This window comes from Pseudoalteromonas sp. SR45-6, assembly GCF_014163545.1.
In the GTDB taxonomy this organism is placed as follows: Bacteria; Pseudomonadota; Gammaproteobacteria; order Enterobacterales; family Alteromonadaceae; genus Pseudoalteromonas; species Pseudoalteromonas rhizosphaerae.
This window is the reverse complement of record NZ_JACJDM010000038.1, coordinates 1-13,446: the sequence shown is the minus strand read 5'-3', so window position 1 is coordinate 13,446 and position 13,446 is coordinate 1. Positions and strand designations below refer to the sequence as shown.

Here is a 13,446-nt window from a genome sequence, read left to right as displayed (position 1 = left end):
GTTAATTTACCTGGCTTTTGAGCCAAGCATCCACACTTTTACGGGTATATAGAATATCCTTGAACAAGCGGTGACGTTGAAACTCAAGTAGTTTTTCTTTACTATTTTCACCACAACTTAATTGGCTGTGATTGTCGTTAAAACGTGAAATTAAAGAAAAACCACGATCTGACCTATCAGGCGCTTTTTTTACAATCTTGCTAAGTTCAGACCTTACATCATCAGCGGTCATAAACCCTGAACCCTCCAAGCCCATTAACTCTTTTTTCATGGCTGATCTAACACCCATTTTAAATCTCCAGTACTGCGGCATTTGTAATAAAATGACCAACTAAATATCGAATACGACACGAATAGCAAATTACAGGCCAGCTACTGACGCGGATACTACGCTTGAATTACTACCGTTTTTTTAAAGACGGTAGAAAATTCAAAAAAGTTTCAGATTAATTCTATTTAATGCCCTGTATACTTTTGGCAGCTTGATGCAAAAGTCGCGCACAGCCTTTATACTACAGGCTGTGCCCTACCTTAATGAGATCAAACATGAACGACGAATATATTGAAATTGAATTAGAAGAAGAGCCAATTGAGCTATGCAAACTCTTAAAAGTTCTTGATTTAGTCGAAGGTGGCGGCCAAGCCAAAAACCTTATCACTGAAGGCTATGTTGGCGTTAACCATGAAATTTGTACAATCAAGCGGAAAAAATTATACAGTGGCGACATTCTTGAATTTGATGGTGAGCAATTTCAACTGACATTAAGCGAAAGTGCTATTCCAGCAGAACGCGCTGTTACATCAACGCAACCTGAACCACAACAAAGTGCAGAGCCTGCTACTAACGCGCCTGCTAAAGCTAAGCGTAAACGTACCAAAAAACCAAAAGTGGATGAAAAAACAGGCCGTCGCCCTATTTCATTCGGCTAATCCAATTTAGACTACGTGCAACTTGTAAAAGTAGCCGTAGTCGCCTTTAATAACTTTTTAAATAATAGTTTAAAAGGTAATGTATGACTCCTCCGCACTGGTTAAAATCTGTCGCTTGGGCAGCCCTTATTTGGAACTTGCTAGGGGTAATTGCATTCATTATGCAAATGCTCATGACTCCAGACATGATAAGTAAACTCCCTATAGAACAACAAGCTGCATATTCAAACACACCAATTTGGTCAACTATTGCATTCGCTACCGCGGTTTTTGGTGGGGTATTAGGCTGTATTTTATTATTACTTAAAAAAGCCCTTGCTCGAGTGCTTTTTGCGCTCTCACTCGCTGGGATTTTTATCCAGCAATTTTATAATTTCATTGTTATTAATAGTATTGAATTACTCGGTGCCAGCGCGGTGTTTATGCCAATATTCGTAGTCGTAATTGCAATTATCCTGCTACTGCTAAGCCACAAAGGCAAACAGCAAGGTTGGCTACTGTAAAACACGCTATTGAGTTGCTATTGTTTTACTGCTGACGCTTGAAATATAAATTTTCAGCATCATATATACCCTATTACTTGTATAAAAATCGTGCAAAGACACACTGGTATGTACTTTGCATTTTAATTATTCAAAGAGAGGTTACATTTACCACTTAAGTACCATTTAAGGATATTCATCTAACTTAGGGGCACATAATGAACAATAGTTTTGACACCCAAAAACAACTCACTATCAACGGTGAGCAGTTTCATATCCATTCACTGCAAGGTTTAGGCGATAAAGCCAAGCGACTGCCGTTCTCGCTCAAGATCCTACTCGAAAACTTACTGCGCAATGAAGACGGCGTAAATATTAAAAAACAAGATATTGAAGCGTTGCTAAACTGGGATTCACAAGCCAAGCCCAGTGCTGAGGTAGCATTTACACCCGCCCGCGTGGTGATGCAAGATTTTACTGGCGTACCAGCAATCGTCGATTTGGCCGCAATGCGTGATGCTATGGAAAGACTTGGCGGCGATCCTGCGAAAATAAACCCATTATCCCCTGCGGAATTAGTTATCGACCACTCAGTACAAGTAGACGGTTATGGTGAAGATGGCTCATTTGATTTAAATGCCAAGCTTGAGTACGAACGCAATAAAGAACGTTATGAGTTTTTACGCTGGGGTCAAACAGCCTTTGATAACTTAAAAGTTGTGCCACCAGCAACGGGGATTGTTCACCAAGTGAATTTAGAATACCTTGCTCGCGTTGTCTTTAATGAAGAGCGCAATGGGCAAAGATTTGCTTACCCTGACACCTTAGTCGGTACTGATTCACATACCACTATGATCAACGGCTTAGGCGTACTTGGTTGGGGTGTAGGCGGCATTGAAGCAGAAGCTGCAATGCTAGGCCAGCCAATTAGCTTACTGATCCCGCAAGTGGTGGGTATGAAGCTCAACGGCCGTTTACCGGAAGGCACCACAGCGACCGATTTAGTGCTGACCGTTACTGAAATATTGCGTAAGCATGGCGTTGTCGGTAAATTTGTAGAATTTTATGGCGATGGCCTTGCTGATTTACCACTGGCCGACCGCGCAACCATAGCCAACATGGCACCGGAATACGGCGCTACCTGTGGTATTTTCCCTATTGATGATGAAACAATTAATTATCTTCGTTTAACCAACCGTGATGAAACACAGCTAAAACTGATAGAAGACTACGCAAAACACCAAAGCCTATGGCGTAACGATGGCGATGAAGCAAATTACACCGACAAGCTCGAATTAAATCTAAACGATGTAGTGCCAAGCCTTGCCGGTCCGAAACGCCCACAAGACAGAATTGCCCTTGATCAAGCTGGCGAAGTTATTGCCAATCATTTAAAAACCTTTCAAGATGAACGTCTTGCTAAACGCGACAATAGTGATGAACAGCAATCACGTATCGAAAGTGAAGGCCCTGTCACTAATCCTGATGAGCCAACCAACGAAGCGCAATTTATGGGCGCAGCAAAGGTTAACTTTAAAGGCCAAGAATTTGAGTTAAAAGATGGCGCTTGTGTAATTGCTGCCATTACTAGCTGTACCAACACTTCAAACCCAAGCGTTATTTTAGCTGCGGGTTTAGTCGCGCAAAAAGCTCGCCAATTAGGAATTAACGTAAAACCTTGGGTAAAAACATCACTGGCACCTGGCTCGCAAGTGGTCACTGACTACTTAGAAAAAGCAGGCTTGATGGACGATTTAGATGCCCTTGGCTTTAATTTAGTGGGTTATGGCTGCACTACCTGTATTGGTAACTCAGGTCCGCTTGCCGATGAGATCAGTGAGGCAATTCAACAGCACAAATTAGTAGTAAGCTCTATTTTATCGGGTAACCGTAACTTTGAAGGACGTATTCACCAAGATGTGAAAATGAACTTTTTAGCCTCACCACCTTTAGTTGTCGCCTATGCGATTGCAGGTCGTACAGATATCGATGTTTATAACGAACCACTTGCGCAAGATGCTAATGGTAACGATATTTACCTGAAAAACATTTGGCCTAGTGTCAGCGAAGTGAATGAACTGGTGAAAAAAACCGTCACTAAAGAAATGTTCGCTACCAGTTACGGTAATGTTTATAAGGGTGATGATCGCTGGCAACAAATCAAAATTCCTGATGGTAAACTTTATGACTGGGATGATGCCTCAACGTATATTAAAAAAGCGCCGTTTTTTGATGGCATGACGACAGAACCACCAGGCATCCCTACTATTACGGGTGCTCGCTGTTTAGCAAAACTTGGCGATTCCGTCACTACTGATCATATATCCCCTGCTGGTGCAATTAAAGCAAGCGCGCCTGCTGGCGAATACTTACAAGAAAATGGCGTAGATAAATCGCAATTTAACTCATACGGTTCTCGCCGTGGTAATCATGAAGTAATGATGCGCGGTACATTTGCCAATGTACGCTTAAAAAACTTGCTTGCACCAGGCACCGAAGGCGGTGTAACGCGCACTCAACCTGATGATGAGCTTGCCAGTATTTACGATGCTGCAATGGCGTATCAACAGCAAGGCGTGCCACTCGTTGTGCTTGCCGGTGCTGAGTATGGTACGGGTTCATCACGAGACTGGGCAGCGAAAGGTTCGCTATTATTAGGTATTAAAGCGGTCATTGCGCAAAGTTATGAACGTATTCATCGCTCGAACCTAATTGGCATGGGCGTGCTACCACTGCAATTTAAAGCAGGTGAGAGCCATGAATCACTGGGGTTAACAGGTCAAGAGCAGTTCGATATCGAAGGTCTCTACGATAAAACCAAGGAAGTTAGTGTCGTTGCCACCAATAGCGAAGGAAAAAAACTAAGCTTTAGTGCCGATGTCCGTATTGATACCCCCAAAGAGTGGGATTACTACAAACATGGCGGCATTTTACAGTATGTATTGCGTAATATGTTAACTAGCTAATTAATCTATAATATTAGGGCTTTGCAAAATTAATTTGCTTAGCCCTTAATTTTTTGATGTAAAACAAGTCAGCTTACTCATTATTAACTACACTTAATTCATCTTATCATTAACGCCTGCATACTATGACCGAGCAAAAGATCATCAAAGTACTAAAAGTATTTATTGTCCTTGGCATATGCCTTATTGTGACTGGACATTATTTATTAGTGTCTGATCTGTTTGGTGAACAAAATAGTATTCATGGCATTATTATCAGCGCCGCTTTTATTGCTATTGGGGTGCTATTTTCTCTGCCTACAAAAATTTACCTCACTATTGTTTTAATGAACATAGAGGCTGTACATGACCAACATGTATAGCAGCAAGGTCTTGCAATTAATCAAACCATTTAACACCTCTAAAACTTTATTAATAGCGGCACTTTTAGTGCTTTGCTTACCCACTCAATTACGTGCAAATGAAAAACTGATTATTGCATCCGGTAATTTTGCACCTTATTTCATGCAAGATAACGTAACCGGTAATGGTTACTTCGATCAGCTTGTGGTTCAAGTGTTACGGATACAAGGCTATCAAAACCCGCAGTTGGTGCCGTTAAATAATGATGCTATTCAACGCTACTTCAACAATAAAGTCGCTGATATCGCGATCAACTATACGGCACAACCAGCTGCACACGCCTTTACTTCTCGTTATCGTGTGCGATTTATGAACCGCGTGACCATGCTCCGTTCTGCATGGACCGAGAAAGTAACTACGCTGAACGATTTGAAAAATTTAAGAGTCGGTAGTTTTATAGGGGCGAGCGATATCTTTGGTGCTGAGTATAAAAACATGGCGACACAGGTATTCACTCACTATAGTGAAGTAGGAAATCAACAAGCCCTAAATAAACAGTTACTTACCAATAAGATCGATGTCCGTATCGGTGATTATTTAATGCTCTACTGGCATACATCAACAAACACCCAACTTGACCCTACAAGTTTTATATATCGCGATATTTTAAACTATCAAGGCTCTTACATTGTTTTTCAAGATAAGTCTGTCAGAGATAATTTTGATGAAGGCCTGACAAGGTTAGTTGCTTCAGGAGAACTAATGATAGCTACTGAGCGTTGGTTAAAAGCTTATAACCTGCCAATCATTAAGCAACAATTTTTTGTAACACAGCCCGAAAAAACACAGCAAAACAACGCTATTGAAGCAAATTAATGCGTCTCATCTAACGATTTAGTGCGATGCTCTAACTGTTCTTTCACTTGCTCTGCATCTTCAAACAGCTTTTTCATCACCACGGGATCATAAACACTGCTTGAGTTTGGCATTAAAGACATATTAGTTGTTTTTGAGGTACCTTTTAAAATAGACGTATCTTCTGCGGCAGTTACCGTAATATCACGCGGATCTAGAATTACTTTTTCACTTGTACCGTTAGGATTAGGCTGATCGGAGTAATGCCATTGCCCTTGCTGATCTTGCCATTTATAAATAACGGTCGTTGCTACTGAGCTTTCATCGGTAATTGATTCAACAACTTTTTGACTAGTCTCACTGACCAATTTGGCAGCTATAGCAAAGGTGTCACTTGATAACTCAACCATTTGCTCTGTTAGCTGATTTGATTTACTACTAATACCATCACTGGTTAACCACGTTTGGCCATCGGGTCGTTGCAAGTAAAATAATGCCGCGACACTGATCAGCAATACCATAATCGCTAGGTACGCAAAATACTTCATCTTCAATCCTTTGAGTTAAATTTTTTTCTTTCTATTTTCTTACTATCATTGATAGCGAGCTATGATTTTAGCTAGGTCACCATTATCTTTCAAGCTTTGTAAAAAATCATTAAATTCTTTTGCCCGCTTCTTGCCACGCTCAGTATGTGCAAATTGTAGCTGCAAAGGCGCCTCACCGACATTAAAAGCACTTACACCAAGAGCTGAGAATTTAGGGTATTTATTGACGTACCAATCAAAAACCGCGCGCGACATAATAGTAAAACGTCTACTAATATGGTTATCATTATAAAGACTCTGTAATACATCTAGATCCGAATAAAAGTTCTCACGATGTAGGATTTGATCACGCACCAATGGCTCATATTCAGGATATACATAACCAAAGCGCCCTAGCAGTACACCATTATGCAGCACTTTTTCATCTTGAAAATCACTGGGGTTTGCACCATGGGTCACCACCATGACATCTTCAACCATCACAATTTCTTGACTCCAATAATACTTATGGGCTGTCAAGAGCCAACTTTCAGATTCCATACGCGCATCAACCTCACCATTACAAACCATTTTCTCCGAGCGCATTTCAGGGACATATGTATACTCAATAGTAAGGGAGTGCTGCTCAGCAAACTGGGTTATTAACTCATTCAACAGTCCTTTTTTAGCGCCTCCAATAATGTGATATGGGGGATAATTCTCATCAGGTAACGCAACACGAAAGGTGTCAGCAAAAGAGTGGTTTGGAAAAAATAAAAACAAGATAGCAAAGTATCTATTCATCAATGATGCACACAAAGCTAATGGCTACTTACTTTATACTGTAGTCAAAAAAATAAAGCACAGCTAGTAGGCTGCGCTTTAGGAATTTAATGATAACCGTAAGATTAGATCCCATCACCATCAATGTGTAGGCCACATTCGCGGTTTAGACCAAAAAAACGGGTCTCTTCTTCGGTCATACCTGGCTCTAGTTTACGCGTAGTATGCACATCGCCCATTGACACATAACCTTGCTCCCATAATGGGTGGTATGGTAAGTCATGTTTAGTCAGGTACTGATAAACATCGCGATTTGACCATTCAATGATTGGATAAACCTTTACCGTGCCACGGCTAATTTCAACAACTTGCTTGTCAGCACGTGTCGATGATTGGTCACGACGCAAGCCGCTAAACCAAGTACCTGCATTTATATCTTTTAATGCGCGAGTCATTGGCTCAACTTTATTAAGCTGGTTATATTGTTTAATACCCGCTTCGCCTAGCTCCCATAACTTACCAAACTTGGCTTCTTGCCAAGCTGGGCTTAACTGCGACTTATACACTTTCAAATTTAGTGATAAGCGTTCGGTCATTTGCTCAATAAACTGATAAGTCTCTGGAAATAAATAACCTGTATCAGTTAGCACCACTGGAATATCGGCTTTTTGTGACGTTACTAAATGCAACATTACCGCGGCTTGAATACCAAAGCTTGATGATAAAAACTGCGTATCTGGCAAGTTTTCCAGTGCCCATGCTACACGCTGTTCAGCGCTCATATCTTTTAATATGCCGTTAGCATCAGCAAGCAGTGTTACTTGGCTTTCTTTATCAAGCTGTAAAATGTTTTTAAATTCACTCATAGTAAATTCCAAACCTTAGCAAGCGCGAACGCTTGCTTTAAATTATGCGTAGAAATCGGTGACTGAGACTTTAACTTCAGCAACAATGCCTTTGCGGATCACAAAATCACCAAAACATTCGCCGTCGTTACGCTCACTTGCCCATTGACCTATTAATTTATCAAAGGCCTCTAAATACACGTCTTCACCGACATTCTCTAAATACAACTTAGGAATACGAGTACCTTCAAGATTGCCACCTAAGTAAACGTTATATTTGCCAGGTCCTTTACCCACCAACCCTGCTTCAGCCAACATTGCGCGGCCACAGCCATTCGGGCAACCAACAACACGCATGATAATACTATCATCAGGAATACCGTGTTTAGCAAGCAGCGCTTCAGTTTTTTCAATTAAGCTTGGTAAATAACGCTCGGCTTCCGCCATCGCTAAAGGGCAAGTCGGCAGTGAAACACAGGCCATTGAGTTTTTTCGCTGCTCTGAATCTTTGTCATCAATCAAACCGTGTTCACGCGCTATTTTTTCAATTATTGCTTTTTGATCAGCAGGCACACCGGCAATGATCAAGTTTTGATTTGCCGTCATACGAAAATCACCTTGGTGAATTTCAGCAATTTTACGACAACCTGTTTTCAGTGGTTTACCCGGAAAATCTAAAATACGACCACTTTGGATAAATAAGGTTAAGTGATGCTTACCATCAATACCTTCAACCCAACCAATGCGATCGCCACGATGAGTAAACTCATAAGGGCGGCTTGGTGCAAATTTAACCCCTGCACGTTGCTCTACTTCCGCTTTAAATACATCAGTACCTACACGATCTAAGGTGTATTTAGTTTTTGCATTTTTACGGTTTGAGCGATTACCCCAGTCGCGCTGTACAGACACCACATGCTCAGCAATTTTTAGCGTATCTTCGAGTGCGATAAAACCAAAATCATCGGCTTTACGTGGATACGTTGCAGTATCGCCGTGAGTCATAGCAAGACCACCACCTACTAGCACGTTAAAACCAACTAATTTACCGTTATCAGCAATCGCGACAAAGTTTAAGTCATTCGCATGCACATCCACTTCGTTGTTCGGTGGAATAGTCACTGTGGTTTTAAACTTACGTGGTAAGTAAGTTGAACCTAAAATTGGCTCTTCTGTGGTTTCGCTTTTTTCGCCGTTTAGCCAAATTTCAGCATACGCTTTAGTTTTTGGTAACAAGTGCTCAGAAATTTTCGCTGCCCACTCATACGCTTCTTGATGCAGCTCAGATTCAACCGGATTAGTAGTGCATAGTACGTTACGGTTTACATCACCCGCTGTTGCGATTGAGTCAATGCCCACGCTATCCAACATTTGGTGCATGCCTTTTATATTTGGCTTTAACACACCATGAAACTGAAACGTTTGGCGAGTTGTTAAACGAATACTACCGTAGCTGGTTTTTTCATCAGCGAACTTATCAATTGCTAACCATTGCTCTGGCTTGATGATACCGCCAGGCATACGTGCACGTAACATGACGTTGTGTAATGGCTCAAGCTTTTGCTTAGCACGCTCACCACGAATATCACGGTCATCTTGCTGATACATACCGTGGAAACGAATTAACTGAAAGTTATCCGCAGTGAAACCACCGGTGATCTCATTTTTTAAGTCTTGTTCAATTGTGCCACGTAAAAAGTTACTTTCTCTTTTCAAGCGCTCGTTATCAGAAAGCTTTACGTTTTTATCTTGTTCGCTCATGTTTAATCCTAAATTTGTTACAGTGACGGCTGTTAGCTTTTAATAAAATAAACAACGTGCGCTTAGTACACGTCTTTCTGATAGCGGTTAGCGCTGCGCAAATCTTTCAAGTATTGATCTGCATCTTCATAGCTCTTACCTGTGTTCTCGCTAATAATATCAACCAACGCATTGTGCACGTCTTTTGCCATTCGATTAGCGTCACCGCAAATATATAAATGCGCGCCCGCTTCTAGCCATGCAAATACGTCTTTACTGTTTTGGCGTAGCTTGTCTTGCACGTAGACCTTCTCTGCTTGGTCACGGCTAAACGCCACATCAACTTTACTTAGCAGCCCTGATTTTAAGTAACCTTGAATTTCTACTTGATATAAGAAATCTTGGGTAAAGTGTGGGTTACCAAAGAATAACCAGTTTTTACCGGATGCTTCGCGGGCATCACGTTCTTGTAAGAAAGCACGGAACGGCGCAATACCAGTACCAGGGCCGACCATGATCACTGGCGTTTCGTCGTTAGCAGGTAAACGGAAGTTATCGTTATGCTCGCTATATACTTTTACTCTACAGCCTTCTTCGGCACGACGTGCTAAATAACCCGAACAACCACCTAAGTGCTCACTACCGAATGCCTCAAATTCAACTAGACCAATGGTTAAATGCACTTCATCTTCAACCTCAGCTTGGCTTGAAGCGATAGAATATAAACGCGCTTGTAGTTTGCGTAGGCAATCAACTAAAGTTTGTGCTTCAAGCTTGGCTGGATTTTGGCGGATCACATCATAGATTTGACGAGGCTCGATGTATTCACGCATTGCCGCTTTATCTTCAACCAGCTTTAATAACTCAGGTGTGCCTGTCGCTATCGCGTACTTTTCCACAAAGCCAGGGTATGACTGAGTCAATTCAAGTTTTTCAATCAGTGCATCACGAACACTGAGCTCTTCATCAGCGATTTTAACTTGGCTTGCAGCATCAATTTGCGTCAGTGTCAGTACTTCATCAACCAGTGCTTCATCATTTAAGAAGTACACACCCAGCGAGTCACCCGGTGTGTAAGTAATATCAGACCCTTCCAGTGAAATCTCAACATGGCGCACATCTTTGGTTGAATCTCGACCGGTGATCTTTTGCACTAGGCTAAGCTCTGCTGGAAATGGGTTTTGCTTAGTATATTGGCTGGCAGCTGTTGCTGGTGCACCAAATGACACTACTTGCCCACCTGTTGCGCCTTGCTGTGCTTTTAAATCAGGTTCAAATGCATCAAGTGCTCCGCTGATCCAGCTGGCGGCTTCATCATCGTAATCAACGTCTAAATCAGCACGCTGATAAATGGTTTCTGCACCGAGCTTATTTAAGCGCTGTTCAAAGTCTTTTGCTGTTTGACAGAAGAACTCATAGCTTGAATCACCTAAACCTATAACCGCAATTTTAACGCCATCAAGCTTAGGCGCTTTTTTGGTTGCTAAAAACTCATGTAATGTTTCGGCATCTTCCGGCGGCTCACCTTCACCGTAAGTAGAAACAACGACAGTTAAGAATTTTTCTTTTTTCAGGGCCGTTGGTTTGTAATCAGCCATGCTAACTAACTTAACAGCTAAACCACGAGACTCCGCTTGCTCTTTGAGCTTAGTCGCTACACCTTTTGAATTACCGGTTTGTGAGCCATATAAAATGGTCAATGCAGCTGCATCTCCAGCACTTGGCGCAGCACCTACAACACCACCTAAGGCCGCCGTATTGGCATTCGCAGCAAGGTAGCCACTTACCCAAGCTTGCTGAATTGGATTAAGCTCAGCCACTAAACCTTGCAGCTTTTGTACTTGCTCTTGCGATAGCGGACTTGCCGCGGCATTGAGTTGACCTAACAACATGAATTAATTCCCCGTAACCCTGAAAGTTATCTGCAAAATGATCACTGATTGCAGTAATCATTTTGCCTAAAATTTGTGTCGCCTTTAAGGCAAATAACTCAGGCCCTAAAGATTTCTCTGAGTGTGAAGAATAACGGGGTACGCGCCAATAAAAAAAGAATAGAATCTGCTTTGTTATTCCATTTAGTTATTAATTTATAAATTAACCAGTAAAAACAGATTAAAAGGTAAAAATAACTGCTGATGATTTCAGCACCACGCTTAGCCGATCAGAAATATCATACAAAAATTTATTCACTTCATTTTTTTCAAAATGCAAATTAACTTTTTTGCAACAAACCTCGAGTAGGCTATAGTGGATTTGGCCACATTCTGTGCGCCGACTATAAATACAATAAGGAAACACTATGTCACACGGGGCATATAGAAAACTCATACTCAGCAGTGCTATGTTAGCTACAGCACTTCCCTGCATGGCCAGCATTAATAATGGTGACTTTGAAAACTGGTTAAGTAATAGCCCAAACGGCTGGAGTACGATTGACTCAGGCATTACACTATCAGCTTCAAATAGCATAGTGAATTCAGGAGCTCTTGCTGCAAAAGTAGTGGTTAATACCGCTAGTCAAAGCAATACTGATTTACTGCAAGAAGTTACTGTTGAGGCCGGCAAAAGCTACTTATTCTCAAGCTGGGTTTATCACACCGAAGGCGGCATTAAAGCGCGCTTAATTGCCGACGGCTATCAAGGCTATTCAAATCCAGCGTTATTAAATCAGTGGCAACAAATAAGCTATACATATACAGCAACCAGCAATGCTACGATTACCGTGGGCCTGCGTTTTTACGATGTCAGCGGCTTTGATGGCAGTGAAACTATTTATGTGGATAGTTTTACACCAGGTTCTAGTGATACCACCCCACCGCCACCAGTCGGTTGTGCTGATAACACCGTTAACTTAGCACTGACAACTGATAACTATGGCGAAGAGACTAGCTGGCAGATCACTAACGCCCAAGGCATAGCAGTTGCGTCAGGTGGCAGTTATAGTGGCAACAACAGCTATACAGAGCAAGCTTGCTTAGTTGATGGCGATTACACATTTAGTATTTTTGATAGTTACGGCGACGGTATTTGCTGTTCATTTGGTAATGGCAGCTACGCGCTAACATCCGCCCAAACAACATTGGCTAACGGCAGTAGTTTTCAAAGCAGTGAAGCAACTCCCTTTATACTTGGTGATAATACCAACCCAGAAACGCCACCCAGCGAGCCAACTGGCTACTATGTTACAGCACAAGGTTTAACGGGCTATACACTTAAAACGGCGCTTTATAACATTATTAAAGGTCACAACTCACAAGGTTATTCAGCTATTTGGAGTTTTTACGATCTTGCTTCACGGGATAAGTACTTTGAAAATGACAATTCAATACTCGATCGCTATTCAGAAAATCCCACCGGTCAAGACAGCTATAACTATGTCGCTGTAAGTGATCAATGCGGCACTTACAATAGTGAAGCTGATTGTTATAACCGCGAACATTCATTTCCGAAAAGTTGGTTTGGCGGCACAAATGAGCCTATGAACTCAGACGTACATCATATTTTTGCAACCGATGGTTATGTTAATTCAAAACGTAGCAATTACCCATTTGGCGAAGTAGGCAGCGCCAGTTTCACCTCAAGCAATGGCAGTAAACTTGGCAGCGCAGCAAGCTCGATTAATTACTCAGGCACAGTATTTGAGCCAATCGATGAGTTTAAAGGTGACTTTGCTCGCGCCTACTTCTATATGGCAACCCGCTACGAAAACGTCATTGGTACTTGGCAAAACAACACCACGGCTAGTAATGCCGTGCTTAACGGCTCTAGTAACCAAGTGTTTGAGAATTGGGTAGTGACTATGTTGGTTAATTGGCATAACGACGATCCAGTCAGTCAACTTGAACTAGATAGAAACCAAGCCGCTTATGAGCATCAAGGCAACCGCAATCCATATATCGATCATCCAGAATTTGTTGAGATGATTTGGTAAAGGTCAGCGGTCAGCGGTCAGCGGTCAGCGGTCAGCGGTCAGCGG

The 13,446-nt window shown here is 41.8% G+C and carries 12 protein-coding genes; 6 read left to right on the top strand and 6 right to left on the bottom strand.

The features are described from left to right. Position 1: 1 nt before the first annotated feature. Positions 2–289, bottom strand: a complete 288-nt coding sequence (locus H5158_RS15505; protein ID WP_182718976.1) for a hypothetical protein — start codon at positions 287–289, stop codon at positions 2–4. A gap of 257 nt (positions 290–546) precedes the next feature. On the opposite strand from H5158_RS15505, the gene H5158_RS15500 reads away from it, so the two are divergent. The 5 genes from H5158_RS15500 to H5158_RS15480 all read left to right on the top strand — a co-directional run bounded on the left by H5158_RS15500 (position 547) and on the right by H5158_RS15480 (position 5,596). Continuing rightward, the gene (locus H5158_RS15500) at positions 547–930 is read left to right on the top strand and encodes an RNA-binding S4 domain-containing protein (protein WP_182740374.1); all 384 of its coding nucleotides are present in this window, start codon (positions 547–549) and stop codon (positions 928–930) included. 83 nt (positions 931–1,013) lie between these two features. After that, complete coding sequence (locus H5158_RS15495) at positions 1,014–1,433, top strand: hypothetical protein (RefSeq protein WP_149980456.1); 420 nt, start codon at positions 1,014–1,016, stop codon at positions 1,431–1,433. Positions 1,434–1,630: 197 nt separating this feature from the next. Then, complete coding sequence (gene acnA, locus H5158_RS15490) at positions 1,631–4,378, top strand: aconitate hydratase AcnA (protein ID WP_182740373.1); 2,748 nt, start codon at positions 1,631–1,633, stop codon at positions 4,376–4,378. 125 nt (positions 4,379–4,503) lie between these two features. Continuing rightward, positions 4,504–4,740, top strand: coding sequence for a hypothetical protein (locus tag H5158_RS15485; RefSeq protein WP_149980454.1), 237 nt, complete (start codon positions 4,504–4,506; stop codon positions 4,738–4,740). After that, positions 4,724–5,596 carry an ABC transporter substrate-binding protein gene (locus H5158_RS15480; protein ID WP_182718974.1) on the top strand — a complete coding sequence of 291 codons (873 nt, stop codon included), beginning with the start codon at positions 4,724–4,726 and terminating at the stop codon, positions 5,594–5,596. Before H5158_RS15485 ends, H5158_RS15480 begins: the two co-directional genes overlap by 17 nt. Here H5158_RS15480 and H5158_RS15475 read toward each other — a convergent pair. The 5 genes from H5158_RS15475 to H5158_RS15455 all read right to left on the bottom strand — a co-directional run bounded on the left by H5158_RS15475 (position 5,593) and on the right by H5158_RS15455 (position 11,362). Continuing rightward, a complete protein-coding gene (locus H5158_RS15475) occupies positions 5,593–6,123 on the bottom strand; it encodes a DUF4124 domain-containing protein (protein WP_182740372.1) in 531 nt (176 codons plus the stop codon). The genes H5158_RS15480 and H5158_RS15475 overlap by 4 nt on opposite strands. A gap of 45 nt (positions 6,124–6,168) precedes the next feature. Next, positions 6,169–6,906 carry a transporter substrate-binding domain-containing protein gene (locus H5158_RS15470; protein ID WP_182718972.1) on the bottom strand — a complete coding sequence of 246 codons (738 nt, stop codon included), beginning with the start codon at positions 6,904–6,906 and terminating at the stop codon, positions 6,169–6,171. A 104-nt stretch (positions 6,907–7,010) separates the two neighbouring features. Next, positions 7,011–7,751, bottom strand: coding sequence for a phosphoadenylyl-sulfate reductase (locus H5158_RS15465; RefSeq protein WP_182740371.1), 741 nt, complete (start codon positions 7,749–7,751; stop codon positions 7,011–7,013). Between the two features lie 42 nt (positions 7,752–7,793). Next, positions 7,794–9,491, bottom strand: coding sequence for an assimilatory sulfite reductase (NADPH) hemoprotein subunit (cysI, locus tag H5158_RS15460; RefSeq protein ID WP_149980449.1), 1,698 nt, complete (start codon positions 9,489–9,491; stop codon positions 7,794–7,796). 62 nt (positions 9,492–9,553) lie between these two features. Continuing rightward, positions 9,554–11,362 carry an assimilatory sulfite reductase (NADPH) flavoprotein subunit gene (locus H5158_RS15455; protein WP_182740370.1) on the bottom strand — a complete coding sequence of 603 codons (1,809 nt, stop codon included), beginning with the start codon at positions 11,360–11,362 and terminating at the stop codon, positions 9,554–9,556. 407 nt (positions 11,363–11,769) lie between these two features. On the opposite strand from H5158_RS15455, the gene H5158_RS15450 reads away from it, so the two are divergent. Beyond that, positions 11,770–13,401, top strand: a complete 1,632-nt coding sequence (locus tag H5158_RS15450; RefSeq protein ID WP_182740369.1) for an endonuclease — start codon at positions 11,770–11,772, stop codon at positions 13,399–13,401. Positions 13,402–13,446: the final 45 nt, after the last annotated feature.